This window comes from Brevundimonas sp., assembly GCF_041648115.1.
In the GTDB taxonomy this organism is placed as follows: Bacteria; Pseudomonadota; Alphaproteobacteria; order Caulobacterales; family Caulobacteraceae; genus Brevundimonas.
Genome location: NZ_JBAZPR010000007.1, coordinates 28,871 through 48,529, shown reverse-complemented (window position 1 = coordinate 48,529; position 19,659 = coordinate 28,871). Strand labels below are relative to the sequence as shown.

Annotated in this window: 15 protein-coding genes; 3 read left to right on the top strand and 12 right to left on the bottom strand. The window is 67.5% G+C overall.

Going from position 1 to position 19,659, the window contains the following annotated elements; genetic code table 11:
• Nucleotides 1-35 precede the first annotated feature (35 nt).
• The 7 genes from WC597_RS07785 to WC597_RS07755 form a co-directional block, all read right to left on the bottom strand.
• Nucleotides 36-956 carry a DUF4232 domain-containing protein gene (locus WC597_RS07785; RefSeq protein ID WP_372692783.1) on the bottom strand — a complete coding sequence of 307 codons (921 nt, stop codon included), beginning with the start codon at nt 954-956 and terminating at the stop codon, nt 36-38.
• Between the two features lie 57 nt (nt 957-1,013).
• Nucleotides 1,014-1,436: a methylmalonyl-CoA epimerase gene (gene mce / locus WC597_RS07780; RefSeq protein ID WP_372692782.1), complete on the bottom strand. Its 423-nt coding sequence runs from the start codon at nt 1,434-1,436 to the stop codon at nt 1,014-1,016.
• Entirely contained in the window at nt 1,433-3,604 is a 2,172-nt protein-coding gene (scpA, locus tag WC597_RS07775) for a methylmalonyl-CoA mutase (protein ID WP_372692781.1), read from the bottom strand. The genes mce and scpA overlap by 4 nt, the downstream gene beginning before the upstream one ends.
• A complete protein-coding gene (locus WC597_RS07770) occupies nt 3,601-4,980 on the bottom strand; it encodes a methylmalonyl-CoA mutase family protein (RefSeq protein WP_372692779.1) in 1,380 nt (459 codons plus the stop codon). The genes scpA and WC597_RS07770 overlap by 4 nt, the downstream gene beginning before the upstream one ends.
• A gap of 157 nt (nt 4,981-5,137) precedes the next feature.
• Entirely contained in the window at nt 5,138-7,129 is a 1,992-nt protein-coding gene (locus WC597_RS07765) for an acetyl-CoA carboxylase biotin carboxylase subunit (RefSeq protein WP_372692778.1), read from the bottom strand.
• 2 nt (nt 7,130-7,131) lie between these two features.
• Nucleotides 7,132-7,752 (bottom strand): hypothetical protein, encoded by a 621-nt coding sequence (locus WC597_RS07760; protein ID WP_372692777.1) that lies wholly within the window; start codon nt 7,750-7,752, stop codon nt 7,132-7,134.
• Complete coding sequence (locus tag WC597_RS07755) at nt 7,749-9,284, bottom strand: acyl-CoA carboxylase subunit beta (protein ID WP_372692776.1); 1,536 nt, start codon at nt 9,282-9,284, stop codon at nt 7,749-7,751. The genes WC597_RS07760 and WC597_RS07755 overlap by 4 nt, the downstream gene beginning before the upstream one ends.
• On the opposite strand from WC597_RS07755, the gene WC597_RS07750 reads away from it, so the two are divergent.
• Genes WC597_RS07750 through WC597_RS07740 form a run of 3 tightly spaced genes read left to right on the top strand, consistent with a single transcriptional unit; the run spans nt 9,283 to nt 11,882 of the window.
• The gene (locus tag WC597_RS07750; protein WP_159850192.1) at nt 9,283-9,420 is read left to right on the top strand and encodes a hypothetical protein; all 138 of its coding nucleotides are present in this window, start codon (nt 9,283-9,285) and stop codon (nt 9,418-9,420) included. The two genes, WC597_RS07755 and WC597_RS07750, sit on opposite strands and share 2 nt — an antisense overlap.
• Nucleotides 9,413-10,837 carry a short-chain fatty acyl-CoA regulator family protein gene (locus tag WC597_RS07745; RefSeq protein ID WP_372692775.1) on the top strand — a complete coding sequence of 475 codons (1,425 nt, stop codon included), beginning with the start codon at nt 9,413-9,415 and terminating at the stop codon, nt 10,835-10,837. The genes WC597_RS07750 and WC597_RS07745 overlap by 8 nt, the downstream gene beginning before the upstream one ends.
• Nucleotides 10,838-10,844: 7 nt before the next feature.
• Complete coding sequence (locus WC597_RS07740) at nt 10,845-11,882, top strand: oxidoreductase (protein WP_372692774.1); 1,038 nt, start codon at nt 10,845-10,847, stop codon at nt 11,880-11,882.
• Here the strand turns inward: WC597_RS07740 and pyk are convergent.
• From pyk to WC597_RS07715, 5 genes are all read right to left on the bottom strand, one after another.
• Nucleotides 11,879-13,324: a pyruvate kinase gene (pyk, locus tag WC597_RS07735; RefSeq protein ID WP_372692773.1), complete on the bottom strand. Its 1,446-nt coding sequence runs from the start codon at nt 13,322-13,324 to the stop codon at nt 11,879-11,881. The genes WC597_RS07740 and pyk overlap by 4 nt on opposite strands.
• A gap of 136 nt (nt 13,325-13,460) precedes the next feature.
• Nucleotides 13,461-15,170 (bottom strand): alkaline phosphatase family protein, encoded by a 1,710-nt coding sequence (locus WC597_RS07730; protein WP_372692771.1) that lies wholly within the window; start codon nt 15,168-15,170, stop codon nt 13,461-13,463.
• Between the two features lie 79 nt (nt 15,171-15,249).
• Entirely contained in the window at nt 15,250-16,194 is a 945-nt protein-coding gene (locus tag WC597_RS07725) for a DUF808 domain-containing protein (protein ID WP_372692769.1), read from the bottom strand.
• A 3-nt stretch (nt 16,195-16,197) separates the two neighbouring features.
• Nucleotides 16,198-17,406, bottom strand: coding sequence for an LL-diaminopimelate aminotransferase (locus WC597_RS07720; RefSeq protein ID WP_372692768.1), 1,209 nt, complete (start codon nt 17,404-17,406; stop codon nt 16,198-16,200).
• A 164-nt stretch (nt 17,407-17,570) separates the two neighbouring features.
• A complete protein-coding gene (locus WC597_RS07715) occupies nt 17,571-19,634 on the bottom strand; it encodes a TonB-dependent receptor (protein WP_372692767.1) in 2,064 nt (687 codons plus the stop codon).
• Nucleotides 19,635-19,659: the final 25 nt, after the last annotated feature.

Sequence of the window (19,659 nt, the reverse complement as noted above, 5' to 3'; positions counted from 1 at the left end):
GACCTACGCCGATTTCCGATCCGTTTCCACCCGCATCAGGTCGCCGGTTGGGGGTCCGCCTCGGCGCGGATCGGGCTGACGCGGATCTTGCCTCCGCACGGCTGGAACTCGAACGGCAGGCTGACCGCGGCGGTATCGCCCGGCGCGGTCACGCGCAGGATCGTCACGCTGGGGCAGGATTTCTGCATCGTTTCGTCCGGCACCACGTTCCAGGCCGTTTCAAAATAGGCCTTGGCCTGCGGCGCGATCTCGACCGGCGTCGGCGCCTGGCCCTGACGGAAATAGCTGCCGGGGCTCTGGTCGGCGCGGATCGAGGTCACGGCGCGGCCCCGCGCATCCTGCAGGGTCACGCCCGGATAGCCGGTCAGGCTGCACGCCTGTGTCCCGACGTTCTGGAGGCTGAAGTTGCGCACGCGATTGCCCGCGCCGGCGTCGCCGCCCTCGGCCGCCAGCTTCAACTGCGGCCCCTTGCACGGCAGGGAGGCCGGCAGCACGCCGCCAGGCGCGGGCGTCGGCGTCTGGCCGGGGATCGGCATCGGCCCCGGCGTCATGCCGGGCCCCGTCGTCGGGATCGGCCGCGAGCACCGCTCCAGCACCGCCACGCCAGTCGTGCCGTCAGGGCCAAGGCGGCTCAGCGTGCCGCTCTCTTGCCCGTCGCGCGTCGCCGTCCACCATTCCACGCCCGCCCCGACGTAGCGCGCGCCGCTGGCCGCCTGGACCGAGCGCAGGGCGTAGGTCTGGGTCTTGTACGTCAGCTGCCCGGCGTCGCTGTCGGCATATTGCACCTGGAGCGTCGCACCGCTTTCGCAGGCGTAGCCGACCGATGGCGCGCTGGACGCCGGCGCCGGTTGCGGCTCGACCGGCGCAGTGGGCTGCTCCGGTTCGCCCTGCGAACAGGCGGACATGCCGGTCAGGGCGGCGATGGCGACGAAAGCGGTCAGGCGACGTGGCATCATCAGGCTTCTCCCGTTTCGTCCTCAACGGGCGACACCGTCGAAAGGCTCCGCTTGGCGTCAGTGATCGCCTTTCGGCGTTTCCATCAGTTCGATCAGCACGCCGCCCATGTCGCGCGGATGCAGGAAGACGACCGGCGTCCCATGCGCCCCGATGCGCGGCTCGCCCGTGCCCAGGATGGTCACGCCCTTGGCCCGCATTTCGGCGACGGCGACGTGAATGTCGGCGACCTCGAAACAGACGTGATGCTGGCCGCCCTTGGGGTTCTTGGCGAGGAAGCCGACGATGGGGCTGGTCTCGTCATAGGGTTCGATCAGCTCGATCTGGGCCGTCGGGGTATCGACGAAACAAACCTTCACCCCTTGGGCGGGCAGGTCGAAGGGTTCGCCGATCTTCGTGGCCCCGAGGATATCGCGATAGAGTTTGATCGAATCCGCGATGGAGGGCGTGGCGACGCCGACATGGTTCAGGGCGCCGATCATGGCTTGTCCTCTATCTTCGTTAGGGCGGGCGCGGGCTGGGCGTAACCCAGCCGCTGGTTCAGCTTCTCGATCAGGTCCACCGCCGTGTCGGCGATGGCCGAACCGGGCAGATAGACGGCGGCGGCGCCCATATCGAGCAGGGGCTGGACGTCGGACGGGGGAATGACCCCCCCGACCACGATCATGATGTCGGGCCGGCCCAGCTTCTCCAGCTCGGCCTTCAGCTCGGGGACCAGCGTCAGGTGGCCGGCGGCCAGAGACGAGGCGCCGACTGCATGGACACCCTTATCTACCGCGTCGCGCGCGGCTTCGGACGGGGTCTGGAACAGGCTGCCGGCGGTGACGTCGAAGCCCAGGTCGCCGTAGCCGGTGGCGACGACCTTCTGGCCCCGGTCGTGGCCGTCCTGGCCCAGTTTGGCGATCAGGATGCGCGGCGGGCCGCCGTCGTTCTCGACGAAGGTCGCCACCATCTCGCGGGCGCGGGCGAAGCGGGGATCGGCGCCCGCCTCCTTCGCATAGACGCCCGAAACGGTCTGGACCGTCGCCACATGGCGGCCGAAGGCGGCCTCCAGCGCGTCGGAGATTTCGCCCACCGTCGCCTTGGCGCGCGCGGCCTGAACCGCGAGTTCGAGCAGGTTGGCGTTCCCGCGCGCCCCCTCGGTCAGGGCATTCAACGCCGCATCGGTCGCCGCATGATCCCGTTCGGCTCGCAGGCGGTTCAGCTTGTCGATCTGGGCGGCGAGAACAGCGGCGTTATCGACCTTTAGCATCGGAATGTCGTCGACGACGGGGTTCAGATATTTGTTCACCCCGACCACCGTCTGCTGACCGGTGTCGATCCGGGCCTGGGTCTTGGCGGCGGATTCCTCGATCCGTAGCTTGGGGATGCCGGCCTCGATGGCCTTGGCCATGCCGCCCAGGCCCTCGACCTCGGCCATGTGGGCGCGGGCGCGTTCGGCCAGTTCGTGGGTCAGCCGCTCGACATAGAAGCTGCCGCCCCAAGGGTCGATGACCTTGGTCAGGCCGGTTTCTTGCTGCAACAAGATCTGGGTATTGCGTGCGATCCGGGCCGAGAAATCGGTCGGCAAGGCCAGCGCCTCGTCCAGCGCATTGGTGTGCAGGCTCTGCGTCTGGCCGCCCGCCGCCGCCATGGCCTCGACCATGGTGCGGGGCACATTATTGAACACGTCTTGGGCAGCCAACGACCAGCCCGAGGTCTGGCAGTGGGCGCGCAGGCTCAGCGACTTGGGATCGACCCCGCCCTCTTTCCTCACCGCCTCGGCCCACAGAAGGCGGCCGGCCCGCATCTTGGCCACCTCCATGAAATAGTTCATGCCGATGGCCCAGAAGAAGCTCAGGCGCGGCGCGAAGCGGTCGATGGGCATTCCGGCCGCTATGCCCGCCCGCAGATATTCGATCCCGTCGGCCAGGGTGTAGGCCAGTTCGATGTCCGCCGAGGCCCCGGCCTCCTGCATGTGATAGCCGCTAATCGAGATCGAGTTGAACTTCGGTGTCTCCTGCGCCGTCCAGGCGAAAATGTCGGCGATAATCCGCATCGAGGGTTCGGGCGGATAGATGTAGGTGTTCCTGACCATGAACTCCTTCAGAATGTCGTTCTGAATGGTCCCGGTCAGCTTGGCGTGCGGCACGCCCTGTTCCTCGGCCGCGACGACATAGAGGGCCAGGATCGGCAGGACCGCCCCGTTCATCGTCATCGACACCGACATCTGGTCCAGCGGAATGCCGTCGAACAGGGTCCGCATGTCATAGATGCTGTCGATGGCGACGCCCGCCATGCCGACGTCGCCTTTCACCCGCGGATGGTCGCTGTCATAGCCCCGGTGCGTCGCCAGATCGAAGGCGATGGACAGGCCCTTCTGCCCCGCCGCAAGGTTGCGGCGATAGAAGGCGTTGGATTCCTCGGCGGTCGAGAAGCCGGCGTATTGCCGAATGGTCCAGGGATTGCCCGCATACATGGTCGGATAGGGACCACGAACGAACGGCGCGAAACCCGGCAGGCCATGCGGGTGATCCAGCGCGTCCGAGCTGTCGGGGCCATAGGCGGTCTCGACCGTCAGCCCCTCGGGGGTCAACCAAGGATCGCGCATCGGCCCCCGCCCCGTCGCATCGAGGTTCAGGGCGATCTTGCTGAAGTCTGGAAAGCTCACTGGGCCGCCTCCTCGAAGGCTGCGGCAAACCGGATCGGGATCAGGGGTTCGCACACTCGTTCGACCGCCACGGTCGCCTGATCAGCCGCCTCGACCGGCGCCGGCCGCACGTCGGCATCGACATATTTGGTCACGCCGATGATCTGCGCTGCGCCGTTCGTCAGCGCGGCCTCGCGGACCGCGCGGGCGCGGGCGATGCGGGGCTGGATGACCGAGCCCTTCAGGGCCTCGACCAAGCCACCCTCGGCCTCGATCATCTGGAACTCGGCCCAGCCGGCCTCGGCGAGGTCGCGGGTGCGGGCGTCCAGATACCAGGAACCGGCGGCGGGATCATCGACCCGGCCCAGATTGGCCTCCTCCATCAGCACCAGCTGGGTGTTCCTCGCCTGACGCCGGGCAAAAGCGTCGGACCGGCCTGAAGCGCGGGTGAAGCCGTCCAGCACCACCACGTCCGCCCCGCCGACCGCGCCTGCAAACCCTGCCGCTGTCAGCCGCAGCAGATTGGGCCAGGGATCGCGCGCCGACAGCATCCGCCGCGACGATCGCGCCTCGATCACGGCTGGCGCCTGCACTCCGAACGCCCGCGCCAACGCCGCCCAGATCAGCCGCATGGCCCGGACCTTGGCCAGGCTGTCGAAATATTCCGCATCGACCGACAGGCCGACCACCGTCCCGCGAAGGGCCGCCTCGACCGACATCCCGGCCTCGACCGCCGCCTTCGCATGGGCCACCACACTGGCGGCCGCAAATGCCAGCTCCTGCGCCGCCGATCCGCCTGCCTCGTGCGCCACGCGCCCGCTGGCCATGAAGAAGCTGGCCTCGGGATAGGCGCCCGCATGACGCGCCGCCGTATTGGCCGCCAGGCTCAAATGCTCCTCGACCGGGCGCGGCGATCCGCCTGCCTCTGCGAAGGCCGAGATGGGGTCCATATGAAACCGCAACTGCGCGCGCGGCGAACCCTTGGCGACGACGGCTAAGGCATTGGCCGCATCAGGCCCGTCGATCTCGGCGTCCAGCGCGACCGGCGCCAGCTCCAGAGCCACGCCTTCCAGCGCACGGCCCAGCGGCGCGGAATCCGCCAACACACGGCCCTTCAGCACCACCGAGGCCGCGCCGTTTTCCAGATCGGTCAGGACGGCGGCGTTGACCGCCTCGGCATCGTCGCCCTCCACCAACGTTCGCAGATCCCAGGCCCGGCCTTCGGAGTCGGACGGGCGCGGGGCGAAGATCGGCTGCACGCCGGTCGCCCCTGCGTAGAGAGGCCGCGTCACCAGCTGGTCCGCATCGAGATGCATCAGCGACTCGATCGGCCGGTCCTTCAGCGCCTTCTGGGCGGACTCGCGCCATTCGAGGGGTGTGGGGGTGGGGAAGGTCATGCGGCCATATCGCCTGTGCGGCGTGAAGAGCCCCTCCACCACTTCGCGGTCCCCCTCCCCGCTTCGCAGGGAGGAGACGGATCGACCGCCTGTCTCCTCCCCATGTAATGGAGAGGTGGCTCACAGCGAAGCGGAGAGACGGAGGGGCTCTGCCGCATCACCCGAACTCCACCAGCACGTCGTCCGCCGCCACCGGATCCCCGTCCTTGGCGCCGACCGCCTTCACCACCCCGTCGCGTTCGGCCTTCAGAATGTTCTGCATCTTCATGGCCTCGATGATGGCCACCGTCTCCCCGGTCTTGACCTCCTGGCCCACCACCACCGGGATCGAGACCACCAGCCCCGGCATCGGCGACAGCACCAGTTTCGACGTATCCGCCGCGACCTTCTCCGGCAGGCGCGCATACAGCTCGGCGACGTGCGGTCTCAGCACCCGCACGCGCGCCCTGGCCGCGCGGTGGCGGATGTCGAAGCCGTCGGCGACGCGCTTGACCTCGGCGGTGAAGGCCTCGCCGTCCAGCTCGGCCTTGAACTGGGCCAGGCCGGGCCGCCAGTCGATGTCCGACAGGCGGATGTCGCCCCCGCCCGTCAGGGTCAGGATCATCTCCTCGTCCTCGTCATAGGACAGGCCGACGCCGTGTGGCGTCTTGTCGATCATCACGATCCAGTCGGTGCGGTCCGACGGGTCGCCGTCCTGCTCGGCGATGACCTCGTGCATGGCGAGCGCTGAGGCGATCAGGATGCGCTCCTGCGCCTTCGTCGGACGCAGGCCGTTGAAGCCATCCGGGAATTCATCCTTGATATAGCTGGTCGACAGTTCGCCCGACTTGAACCGGTCCTGATCCATCACCGCCGCCAGGAAGGGCACATTGTGGCCTAGGCCCGACAGATGGGTGTCCTCCAGCGCGCGGGCCATGCCCTCCACCGCGTCCTCGCGCGTCTCGCCCCAGGCGCACAGCTTGGCGATCATCGGGTCGTAGAACATGCTGATCTCGTCGCCCTCGCGGACGCCGGAATCGTTGCGGACGGTGTAGTCTCCCCCAGAACTGGAGTGATCGCCCTCTTCCGGCTGCTCGTATCGGACCAGCCGCCCGGTGGACGGCAGGAAGCCTCGATAGGGGTCTTCGGCATAGATGCGGCTCTCGATGGCCCAGCCGTTGATCGACAGGTCCTTCTGTTCGAAGGCCAGGGCCTCGCCCCACGCCGAACGGATCATCTGTTCGACCAGATCGACCCCGGTGATCAGCTCCGTCACCGGATGCTCGACCTGCAGCCGGGTGTTCATCTCCAGGAAGTAGAAGCTCTTGTCCTGACCGGCGACGAACTCGACCGTGCCGGCGCTGTCATAGTTCACGGCCTGGGCCAGGGCGACGGCCTGCGCCCCCATGGCCATGCGGGTCGCCTCGTCCAGCAGGGGGGACGGCGCTTCCTCGATGACCTTCTGGTTGCGGCGCTGGATCGAGCATTCGCGCTCGAACAGGTGGACCACATGGCCGTGCTTGTCGCCCAGCACCTGGATTTCGATATGGCGCGGATCGATGATGAACTTTTCCAGGAAGACCCGGTCGTCGCCGAAGGCGTTCAGCGCCTCGGCCTTCACCGCGGCGAACCCTTCGGCCATGTCGGCGTCCGAATGGGCGACGCGAATGCCTTTGCCGCCGCCACCGGCCGAGGCCTTGATCATGATCGGATAGCCGATCTCATTGGCGATCCTGACCGCCTCTTCCGGCGTCTCGATCAGGCCCATATGGCCCGGCACGGTCGAGACCCCCGCCTCGGCCGCCAGCTTCTTGGAGCTGATCTTGTCGCCCATGGCGTCGATGGCCTCGGGGTTCGGGCCGATGAAGGCGATGCCCTCGTCCCTCAGACGCCGCGCGAAGCCGGCGTTCTCGCTCAGGAAACCAAAGCCCGGATGCACGGCCTGCGCCTCCGTCTGGCGCACCGCCTCGACGATCTTGTCGGCCAGCAAATAGGACTGCGCCGCCGGCGCCGGCCCGATCAGCACCGCCTCGTCGGCCATCTCGACCGCCAGCGACCCGGCGTCGGCCTCCGAATAGACCTGCACCGTCTGGATGCCCATGCGGCGGCAGGTCTTGATGATCCGAACCGCGATCTCGCCCCGGTTGGCGATGAGGATTTTGGAGAACATGTCTAAGCCCTTTTTGCCGCTTCAGCAGCTTTGCGCTTCGTGTCGTTTCGACGGTCCATCATGAAAATCGTCAGTTCGGCAACGCGGAGATCTGATAGCGGCCCAGCTTGATCCTCCAGGAACCGGCGGGATGCAATTGCGGGTTTAAGAGACGGTAAGTCCTTCAAATACTGAAGGTAGCTCTCCGCTTTCCGACGCTTGGAATAATTTGTCCCTGCAATTGCGTAAGCTTCTCTCGCAACCCGAGAGTCCCAAACCGCAAACTTGTCTGGCAGCAGGAAGTGTAGGAATTTTGACGCCCCTACCATCGAGTTTCCCGACCAAATCGCCACTGATTCAAGGTGCTCGACTGTTGGCTCAGAAAACCGCATTACTCGGATTGCTGTGGCAGCTTCATTGTAGTGCGCTCGAGTGTCGCCGAAGGGCGCACGGCCCATCCAACTCCAAGCCATTGCAAGTGCGCCGTGCTCCCTAAGGGAAACATCAGGCTCAAATTTCAAATCCGCGAAGTATCCCAGATAAGCGCGATAGCCATCAAACCATAGTCGATCCAGCGGCCGAATATCCGAGTTGCTGAAGGAGAAAGACTCGACGTCCTCTCGAAGGCCCTTTCGAAACTTCATAGCGGAATATTATTGTGCTTCTTCCAGGGGTTCTCCTGGACCTTGTTCTTCAGCGTCCGCAACGCCTTCACCAGCCGCCGCCGCGTCCCGTGCGGCATGATGACGTCGTCGATGTAGCCCAGGCCCGCCGCCACGAACGGATTGGCGAACCGGTCCTTGTATTCGGCCTCGCGCGCCGCCAGCGCCGCCGGATCTCCGGCCTCCTTGCGGAAGATGATCTCGACCGCCCCCTTGGCGCCCATGACGGCGATCTCGGCGGTGGGCCAGGCGTAGTTGACGTCGCCGCGCAGGTGTTTGGAGCTCATGACGTCATAGGCGCCGCCATAAGCCTTACGCGTGATCAGGGTCAGTTTCGGCACGGTCGCCTCGGCATAGGCGAACAGCAGCTTGGCCCCGTGTTTGATCAGGGCGCCGTACTCCTGTTTGGTGCCCGGCATGAAGCCCGGCACGTCCACCAGGGTCACCAGCGCGATGTCGAAGGCGTCGCAGAAGCGCACGAACCGCGCGGCCTTGCGGCTTGAATCGATGTCCAGCACGCCCGCCAGCACCTGGGGCTGGTTGGCGACGATGCCGACCGTCTGGCCGTCCAGCCGGCCGAAGCCGCAGATGATGTTCCTGGCGAAGTCGGCGCCAATCTCGAAGAAGTCGGCCTCGTCGACCACCTTCAGGATCAGCTCCTTCATGTCATAGGGCTGGTTCGGATTGGCCGGGATCAGGGTGTCCAGCGAGGGCTCGTCCCGCTCGGGCTCGTCATAGCTTTCGCGCACCGGCGGCTTTTCGCGGTTTGTCAACGGCAGGAAGCCGATCAGGCGGCGCACCTCCGACAGGGCCTCCAGATCGTTCTCGAACGCCCCGTCCGCCACGCCCGACTTGCCGGCATGGACGCGGGCGCCGCCCAAATCCTCGTGGCTCACCACCTCGTTGGTGACCGTCTTCACCACGTCGGGGCCAGTCACGTACATATAGCTCGTGTCCTTCACCATGAAGATGAAGTCTGTGATGGCCGGCGAATAGACGTCGCCCCCCGCGCACGGCCCCATGATCACGCTGATCTGAGGGATGACGCCGCTGGCCAGGGTGTTCTGCAGGAAGATGTCGGCGTATCCGGCCAGGCTCTCCACCCCCTCCTGGATGCGCGCGCCACCGGCGTCGAACAGGCCGATGATCGGCGCGCCGGTCGTCAGGGCCATCTTCTGCAGCTTGACGATCTTGGCCGCATGGGCGCCCGACAGCGACCCGCCGAACACAGTGAAATCCTTGGAGAAGACATAGACCAGCCGCCCGCCGATGGTGCCGCGCCCCGTCACCACGCCGTCGCCGGGAATGCGCTGGTCCTGCATCCCGAAGTCATGACTGCGGTGTTCGACGAACATGTCGGTCTCCTCGAAGGAGCCCTCATCCAGCAGCACGTCGATGCGTTCGCGCGCCGTCAGCTTGCCCTTGGCGTGCTGGGCGGCGATACGCTTTTCCCCACCGCCCAGTTTGGCGGCGGCGCGACGGCGCTCCAGTTCTTCAAGGATGGCTTGAGTCATGATGGATCTTCGCCTCTCGTTCGCGCAAGGCGTGGCGCCTTCATCGCAAATAGGCAAACGCAACTTTGCAAAAAGTGTGGAACTGCGCGGGCTTGCAAAGGATGGCGATATGATCTGCAAAGTTGCGAATGGCTGAGAAGCTTTTCTTGGGCGCCAAATTGCGCAAGCTGCGCGAGGCGCGTGGCTGGACGCTGGAGGCCTGCGCCGAGCGGCTTGGCCTGTCGCCGTCCTATCTGTCGCAGATCGAGACCAACCAGAGGCCGGCGACAGCCCGCGTCCTGATCGCCCTGACGCGCGCCTTTCACGTGGACGCCAGCCTGTTCGACCTGGAGGGCGACGCCCGCCTGATCGCCGACCTGCGCGAGGCCACCACCGACATCGCAGGGCAAGCCGAGCCGCCGACCGCCGCCGAGCTGAAACAGGCGGTCGCCAACACGCCTCGCCTGGCCCGCCAGTTCCTGGCCCTGCACCAGACCTTCCGCCGCCTGGACGAGCGGGTGAAGGCACTGGACGATACCCTGGGTCGCGACGAACGGGGCGCCAGCGTCGCCCTGCTGCCCTATGAAGAGGTGCGCGACTTCTTCCACTATCGCGACAACTATATCGACGCCCTGGACACGGCGGCCGAGGCGCTGGCCGCGACCCTGGCTAAGGACGGTCAGATCGAGCGGGCGCTGGAGACGGTGCTGGCCGATCTGCACGGCGTACGCGTGGTCAATGTCGCGGGACAGGAGGCGCTGCGCCGCTACGACACCGCCAGTCGGGTGCTGACCCTGGACGCCTGGCAGCCCGGCGCGACCCGCTCGTTCCAGTTGGCGCACCAGTTGGCCCTGCTGTCCTTCCGCGACCTGATCGAGGCCGAACTGGACCAGGCCGCCTTCCGCACCCAGGCGGCGCGCGACGTGGCCCGTGTCGGCCTGGCCAACTATGCGGCAGGCGCGCTGATGTTGCCTTACCGCGCCTTCCTGGAGGCGGCGCGGGAGGAAAAGCACGACATCGACCGGCTGCGCACCCGGTTCCAGGTCAGCTTCGAACAGGTCTGCCACCGGCTCTCGACCCTGCAACGGCCCGGCTGGCGCGGCGTACCCTTCTATTTCGCCCGCGTGGACATGGCCGGCAACATCACCAAACGCCACAGCGCCACCCGCTTCCAGTTCGCCCGGTTCGGCGGCGCCTGCCCCCTGTGGAACGTGCACGAGGCCTTCGCCGCGCCCGACCGGATCGGCGTGCAACTGGCCGAGATGCCGGACGGCTCGCGCTACATTTCCATTGCACGCTCAGTGTCCAAGCCCAGCGGTTCCTATCTGGCGAACGACCGACGCTACGCCCTGTCGCTGGGGTGCGAGGTCGAGCATGCGGGCGCCCTGGTCTATGCCGCCGGGCTCGATCTGAACGGCCCGGCGACGCGGATCGGCGTCAGTTGCCGCATCTGCGAGCGCACCGACTGCACCCAGCGCGCCTTCCCGCCCATCGACCGCACCCTGCACGTGCCCGAAAACGAGCGCGGCGTGGTGCCCTATGTGCTGGATGGCCCGCGCCCGGACCGCTATTGATCGGGGCATGACCACAAACGATCCCATCGGCGTCGCAGTCGTCGGCTATGGCCTGGCGGGCCAGACCTTCCACGCGCCGCTCATCGCCGCTACGCCCGGCCTGACCCTGACCGCCGTCGTCTCGTCGCGGCCCGAGGCGGTGCATGCCGACCTGCCCGACGTGGAAATCCTGCCCGATCTGGACGCGGCCCTGGTGCGCGAGGACATCCGCCTGATCGTCGTCGCCACGCCGGACGCCCTGCACGCCGAACAGTCGATCACCGCGCTGAAGGCCGGCAAATCGGTGGTGGTGGACAAGCCCTTTGCCGCCACTCTGGCCGACGCTGAAGCCGTCGCCGCTGTCGCGGCCCAGGCGCCGGGCGTGTTCAGCGTCTTCCAGAACCGCCGCTGGGACGCCGACTTCCTGACCCTGCGCCGTCTGATCGCAGAAGGCGAGCTGGGCGAGATCGCGGTGTTCGAAAGCCACTACGACCGCTTCCGCCCAACCGTCACCGACCGCTGGAAAGACAAGCGCGACGGCGGCGTCTGGGCCGACCTGGGGCCGCACCTGATCGACCAGGCGGTGCAACTGTTCGGCATGCCATTGGGCGTCTACGCCGACCTCCAGGCCCAGCGTCAGGGCGCGACGGCCATCGACTACGCCCACGTCCTGCTGCGCTACGACCGACTGCGGGTGATCCTGAACGCCGGGCATCTGGCCGCCGAATCCAGCCTGCGCTACGTCGTCCACGGCACGGGCGGCAGTTTCATCAAGCACGGCCTGGACGCCCAGGAGGGCCAGTCCAAGGCCGGCCTGCGCCCCGGCGACGCCGACTGGGGCGTGGATCCGTCGCCCGGCGTCCTGACCAAACAGGTCGGTGACGAAACGACCCGCACGACGCCGAAACCCGAACGCGGCGACTACCCCGCCTTCTACGCCGCCATGCGCGATGCGATCCTGGGCAAGGGTTCGCCGCCGGTGACGGCGGATCAGGCCCTGACGGTCATGCGGATCATCGACGCCGGCCGACGCAGCGCGGCCGAGCGTCGCGAGATCGCCCTCTAGCTTTTCTTGCGAGCCTTGGGCGCCGCCGCCGGCGCATGGGCCAGTCGCAGCAGGTTGGCCGCGCCCGGCGCCCCGAACGGCGTGCCGGCCAGGATCAGGATGCGCTGGCCCGGCTCGGCCAGGCCGTATTTGACCGCGCTGTTCACGGCATCGTCGGTGACGGCCTCCAGCGAGTCCGGCTGATCGCCCAGACGCGGCTCCAGCCCCCAGACCAGGGCCAGGCGACGTGCGGTGTTGGGATTGGGCGTCAGCGCCAGGATGGGTTTCAGCGGCCGCTCGCGCGCCATGCGCCGCGCCGTCCCGCCCAGGGTCGTGAACACCACCATACAGCCGGTCGACGGCGCGTTCGCCGCCATGGCTGCGGCTCCGACCAGGGCGTCCACGTCATGCTCGTCCATGCCGGCGTGCTCGGCCCGCATCAGGCTGGGCCACATCGGATCGCGTTCGACCCGCTCGATGATCCGGCTCATCATGCTGACGGATTCCAGCGGATAGTCGCCCGACGCCGTCTCGGCCGACAGCATCAGGGCGTCGGCGCCCTCATAGACCGCATTGGCCACGTCGGTCGCCTCGGCGCGGGTCGGGGCCGGCGCACTGGTCATGGATTCCAGCATCTGGGTCGCCACGATCACCGGTACGCCGCGATTGCGGGCGGCGCGCACAATCTGCTTTTGCGCCACCGGCACGTCCTCGGGGTCCAGCTCGACCCCCAGGTCGCCACGCGCCACCATGACGCCGTCGCAATAGTCGAGAATGGCCTCCAGATCGGCCAACGCCGCCGGCTTCTCGATCTTGGCCAGGCAGGCCGCCTGGCCGTTCACGATCCGCTTCAGCTCTGCCATGTCCTCCGGCTTCTGCACGAAGCTGAGCGCCACCCAGTCCACGCCCATCCGCAGGGCGAAGGCCAGATCCTCGCGGTCCTTGGGCGTCAGGGCCGAGACCGGGATCACCGCCTCCGGCACCGCCACGCCCTTGCGATCCGACAGTTTCGAGCCGCTCTCGACCGTCACATCGGCCCAGTCGTCAGCGCGCTCGCCGACGCGCAGCCGCACCCGGCCGTCGTCCAGCAGCAGCAGCATGCCCTTGCGCAGGGCCTTGAAGATTTCCGGGTGCGGCATCTGCACCCGCGTCTCGTCGCCGGGCGTCGGGTCCAGGTCGAAACGCATGGTGTGGCCCGGCTTGACCGAGATCTCGACGTCCTTGAACCGACCGAGCCGCAACTTGGGCCCCTGCAGGTCGGCCAGCACGCCCAGCGGGCGCTGCAAGGCCGCCTCGGCGCCACGCACGGCCTTCAGGGCGGCGGCGTGATCCTCATGCGAACCGTGGCTGAAGTTCAGGCGGAACACGTCCACCCCGGCCTGGGCCAGAGCCTTGACTGTACCTGGCGCACGGCTAGCGGGCCCCAGGGTCGCGACGATGCGGGCGCGGCGGGCTCTGTTCATGGACGTTTCCTGTTGGCTCTGATCGCCATCCGTATGGACGGCTTGGGCGCTTTGCACCCTTCTGCCAACGAAACCTTTTCCACGTAAGGCCGCAGCCCTGCCGGGAAACACGAGTTTACGACCCCGAAACAGGAGTTTATCGGGCCAAGGCCTCGACCGTTGTCGAACAGGCCGCCACCGCGAACCCGTTCAGGTCCATGCAACGGCCCTCGACCTGGGGGGCCGGCACGCCGATGACATGGGCCAGGGTCGGAGCGATATCGACCGTGCGGATGGACAGGAACCGCTCTTCGCCATGGGCGCCGGGCCACCAGAAGATGATCGGCACGCGACGATCATATTCCCACGGCGTGCCGTGACCGGCCAGGGTCGAACCGACGCGGCCGCCGGCCGTGGTGTTCTGGGTCCAGGCGAACTGGATATCGGGCGAACGCTCGGCCACGGTCGACAGGCGCATGCGCTCGCGCACCGTCATCATCTCCGGCTGGCGGCTGTCGGGAAGAGGCTCGGTCAACAGGCGGTCGCGCGTCTCGGCGAAGGCCACGTCCGGTAGGGCGCGCAGCATCTCGACCGCTGCCTCCGCGACCTGGGTGCGCAGCGGGTTGGGCAGCGACCTGTGCTCGGCGTCGGCGACCATCCAGCCGCTGCCGCCGGACTGAAGCGGATCGACGTCCAGATTGAAGCGCGTCTTCAGCGCGGCATTGACGCCCTTGATCGCATCCATGTCTGCCCGGTGCGCCTGGGGATAGCCGTGCTCATGCAGCCGCTCGACGAAGTCCGACCCGCCATGGTCGGCCGTCAGCACCACCATCGCCCCGCCCGGAACCTGGGCCAACTTGTCCAGGAATGCGCCCAGCGCCGCGTCCAGCCGGTGCATCTGCTCGCACATCTCCGGCCCCTGTGTGCCGTACATGTGGCCGATCCGGTCCGTCGCCGACAGGCTGACGCCCAACATGTCGGTAGTCGCGCCCTGCCCCAGCTTCTGGCTGTCCAGCAGATATTCCGCCGCCTTCAGCGTCTGTTCGTCCAGCAGCGGCGAGCTGTCGAACTTCAGCCCCGCCGGCGGCAGCACCGAATGGAAGGTCTGGCCGCGAATGGTCCAGTCGCCGGCCAGCGCCCGGCACTCTTCGTTCTGATAGTCCCAGGCTGTCGGCGTCGCCGCCATCCAGGCGTTGAAGTCGGCGTTGAAGGCAGCGACCGGCGCCAGCCTGTCCTGCGCCGTCTGGCCCGGCTTGACATAGGTCGTCAGGCCGAACCCGTCGGTGAACCAGAAGGCCTGCCCCTGATGGCCGGCCAGGTTGATAGCGCCGCGATCCTTGCCCGACACCGCCATGACCTTGCTGTCGGGACTGACGGCCTTCAGCCAGTCGCCCAAGGTCGTGACCCGCAGTTGATCCGGCCCCACAGGCCCGTTGTCGCTATCGTCGCGACCGTGCGCCAGATGGTTCTGCGGTGCGGCCAGGCAATAGACCTCCTTGCCGGTCTTGGCGTCGATCCAGTCATTGGCCGGGATGCCGGTTTCGACCGGATGCATGCCTGTCAGAACGGTCGAGTGGCCGGGGCAGGTCTCGGTCAGGCCGTGTGTCTGATAGCCGTTGATCGACACCAGCCCCTGATCGGCCATCCGACGCAGGCCGCTGCTGTATCGACCGCGATACTGGTTGAAGAGGTTGGCGCTGAACTGATCCACCACGATGGTCACGATCAGCTTGGGCGGCGCCAAGGCCGCCGTCGATGCCTGGGCGACCGGAACAGCTGCAGCCTGCTGCGCCACAGACGGTGTGACGACGCCTGCGGTCGAAAGAGCAGCGACGGTCGCGAGAGCAGCGATGCGCGACAGGGACATGCGAAAACTCCGACGACGGGGGCGAACGGCCCTTAGCTGTCGCGGATTGCATCCGCATGACAGCCCGAACCACTCCCTCCTAGTGCGATTCCGTCGGCCGCAGCCTTGCGACCTGATGCAGGACCAGCACGACCAAGCCGCCGACGATCAATCCCACCAAGGCCGAGGCCACGGCGGTCGTCAGCCAACTCATCACCCCGCCCAGAGGCCCGAAAACCGCGCCAACCGCATTGGCCAGGTGTTCCAGCGGCACGGCCGGCCATTGCAGCCCCAGCTTAAGCGAGCCATGCACCAGAATGCCCCCGCCGACCCACAGCATGGCGGCGGTGCCGATGGCGGACAGGGCGCTCATCACCACCGGCATGCCCTTGACCAGCCCCCGTCCCAGAGCCCGCACGCCGCCGTTCGGGCGTTTCGCCAGCACCAGGCCGATGTCGTCCATCTTCACGATCAGGCCGACCGCGCCATAGACGACGATGGTCATGCCGATCCCGACCACGGCCAGCACCGCCGCCTGGTTCAGGATCGTCTGATCCGCCACATCGGCCAAGGCGATGGTCATGATCTCGGCCGACAGGATCAAGTCTGTCCGCACCGCCCCCGCTACCGTCTTTTTCTCCAGCGCCGTCGCATCACCTGTGACCGAAGCCACGTCCTCTTGCGCGTTGCGCCCAAAGGCCTCAAGCAGCTTCTCCGCCCCCTCGAAGCATAGGTAGACGCCGCCGCACATCAGTATGGGCGTGATCGCCCACGGCGCGAAGGCGCTCAGCACCAAGGCCGCCGGCAGGATGAAGATCAGCTTGTTGCGGAACGACCCCAGGGCGATCTTGCCGATGATCGGCAACTCCCGGCTGGGCGACAGGCCCATGACGTAGCGCGGCGTCACCGCCGTATCGTCCACCACGACCCCGACCGCCTTGGTCGACGCCTTGCCCGCCGCCGCGCCCACGTCGTCCAGCGAGGCGGCGGCCAGCTTTGCGATGCCCGCGACATCGTCGAGCAGCGCGATCAATCCGGACGGCATGGCTTAGTCTTCCCGGCTGGGCGGCACATTGACGCCCTGCGATTTAAGGTAGGATTTGATGTTGCGGGCGGCCTGGCGGATGCGCTGCTCGTTCTCGACCATGGCGATGCGGACGAAGCCCTCGCCGTTCTCGCCATAACCGACGCCAGCCGCCACCGCGACCTTGGCGTGGGTCAGCAACTGCTTGGAGAACTCAAGGCTGCCCAGATGCGCCAAGGCGGGCGGCAACGGCGCCCAGGCGAACATCGAGGCGGCGGGCTTGGGAATGTCCCAGCCCGCGCGGCCGAAGCTCTCGACCAGCACGTCGCGGCGGCGATGATAGAGCTTGCGGTTCTGCTCGACGATGTCCTGCGGCCCGTTCAGCGCCGCGCACGCCGCCGCCTGGATCGGCGTGAAGGCGCCGTAGTCGAGGTAGGATTTCACCCGCGTCATCGCCGCGATCAGCTTCTTGTTGCCGACCGCAAAACCCATGCGCCAGCCCGCCATGCTGTAAGTCTTGGACAGCGAGGTGAACTCGATCGCCACGTCCTTGGCCCCCGGCGCCTGCAGGATCGAGACCGTCGGCTTGCCGTCGTAATACAGCTCCGAATAGGCCAGGTCGCTGATGATCCACAGGTCGTTCGACTTGGCGAAGTCCACGACGCGTTCGTAGAAGGCCAGGTCCACCGTCTCCGCCGTCGGGTTCGACGGATAGTTCATCACCAGGATCTTGGGCCGGGGCACGGTGAAGGCCATGGCCCGCTCCAACGCCTCGAAATATTTCTCGTCCGGCGTGGTCGGCACGCTGCGGATCGCGGCGCCGGCGATGATGAAGCCGAAGGTGTGGATCGGATAGGACGGATTGGGCGCCAGGATCACGTCGCCCGGCTCGGTGATGGCCGTGGCCAGGCTGGCCAGACCCTCCTTGGAGCCCATGGTGACGATCACCTCGGTCTCGGGGTCCAGATCGACGCCGAAGCGGCGACCATAGTAGTTGGCCTGGGCGCGACGCAGGCCAGGAATGCCCCGTGAGGCCGAATAGCCGTGCGCGTCGGGCTTGCGCGCCACCTCGATCAGCTTGTCGATCACATGCTGGGGCGGCGGCAGATCGGGGTTGCCCATCCCCAGGTCGATCACATCCTCGCCCGCCGCACGGGCCGCCGCGCGCATCGCATTGGTCTCGGCGATGACATAGGGCGGCAACCGCTTCATGCGGTAGAATTCTTCGGACATGACAGGCTCGTCGTTCGGGGTCTTGGGCCGGGGGTCGGCCGTCTCTAGCGATTAGCGCGCCTGCGGCCCCGCGCAACAGCGTTGAAGGTAATTTTCACCCGCTGAACGGACGAAATCTGTGCTTCACGCAAAAACGCGGTCGGAAAAGGCATATCCCGTTGCGATCAATAGCTCAGACGAAACCCCGCACTAACGGTTTGCGGCGGACCATAACCGGCGACGCCCGTCCCCGTTTTCGACACCTCGACATCGGTGTCGAACAGATTGTCCGCCGCCACCCACAGGGTCGTGCGCGGGTTCAGAGCCCACTCTCCCCGTGCGTCCAGCGTCACGGCGGCATCCAGGACGCGGCTGTTCAGATCGTCGTCGAACCGACTGGATTCGTAACGCGCTGCAAGGGCTAGGGTCAGTCGGTCGGAGGCCCGCCAGTCCAACCCGGCTGCCGCGCTCCATTCCGGCGCCTGGGCGGGACGCAGGCCCGTCAATTGCGCGGCGGCCGATCCCCCGTCGATCTCGGCGTCCGTCCACGACACGGCCGCGTTCAGCGACAGGCTCGGCGACAGGTCCACCGCCCCGGTCAGTTCCACGCCCCAGGCGTCTATGGTCCCGGCGTTCTGACGCTGACGCAGCACCCCGCCCGCCGGCACGAACCCGGCGCGAGGGAAGGTCGCCGGACCGGCGCCGAGGGTCACATTGACGATGGCGTCCTCGATCTGGTTCCAGAACACAGTCGCGCCCCAGCGCACGCCGTCGCGGTCGAAGGCCAGCCCGGTCTCGATCCCCTTCAGCGTCTCGGGCGTCAGGGCGGCGTTGGCCTCGGTGATGTCGTTGCCGACGCGGAACGGCCGGTGCAGTTCGTTAAGCGTCGCCGGCCGGAAGCCGGAATAGGCCGCCGCCCGTGCCGCATAGCCGCCGCCCAGATCACGCCGCACGGCCAGGCGCGCACTGACCACCTCGCCCGACCGATCCGGGTCGTTCTCGTTCAGCAGAACGGCCCCGGTCGCCAGCGTGTATTCGTTGCGGAAGCCGCCCGTATTCTCCCACCGATCCACCCGCAGACCGCCCGCCACCAGCCATTCGGCCGCTGTCCAGGACGCGTCGATATAGGCGCCCGCCACCGCCGTCTCGCCGCCCGCGCGACGGCCTCTGGCGAAGCCGGCGCCCGTGGGATTGCTGAACAGTTCGTTGGTCTCGCCATCGTTGAAACGCGCGTCGGCGCCCACTTCCCACTCCAGCCGGCCACCCGCGAACTCCGCCATGCGACGGCGTAGGGCGGCGTTCAGCCCCCATCCCGTTGCGGGCGTCTTGTACTGGTCGTTGGCCGGCGTGGTCGTCGCCCGGTCGGCCGACACCGAGGCCGAACTGTTGGCCAGGTTGCTGTCGATGCGCCACGCCTGCAGCCGCCAGCCATAGCCGTCGGTTGTCGGGGCCTGGGCCGCCGTGGCGCTGAGGCTGTGGCCGCTGGCGTTGGCGCGCGTTCCGGCCAGGCCCGATCCGCGATCCTCCTCCCAGGTCGCCGCCCGCACCGACAGATTCGCCTGTCCAAGCGCCGTATCGACCCGCAGAGCCGCGCTGCGACTGTCGAGGTCCAGGGGCGTATCCGCCGCCCCCGCCGCCGATCCTCGCACGGGCACATAGCCGTCACTGACCTCACGCAGTCCGCTCAGCGTCACCGCCACCGGCCCTAACCGCGTCGAGGCCGACCCCGCCGCGCGCAGGCCGCCGCGTTCGGCCGCCGAGACATCCAGCACTCCGCCCACACCCTCGCTGTCTGGCCCACGTTCGCGCAGCGTGATCGTGCCGGTCAGGGCGCCCGCCCCATACGGTCCCGACCCCGCCCCCCGGATCACGTCCAGGCTTTCCAGCGATTCCGGCGTGGCCTGGGACCAGATCACCCAGCCCCCGAACGGATCGTTCAGCGGCACGCCGTCCAGCAGCACCAGCGTCCGCCCCGCCCCCGACGGCGCGATAGCCCTCAACGATATGCCTTGCGTCGTCGGATTGGCCGCCGCGCTGGTCGTGCGTCGAAACAGCGAGACGGCCGGCACAGACCGCAGCGCCTCGTCCAGTCGCGCGGATCGCGACAGGATTTTCTGATCGATCCTCACCACCGAAAACGCAGCCTCGGCCGCCGCCGGCGGCAGGCGGGCGGCGGTGACGACGATCTCGGGCAAGGCGACAGAGGCGACGGTGGGGGCGACGACGGGGGGAGGAGCGTCCTGGATCATGCGCCGTCACTAGGGGCTGGCGCGG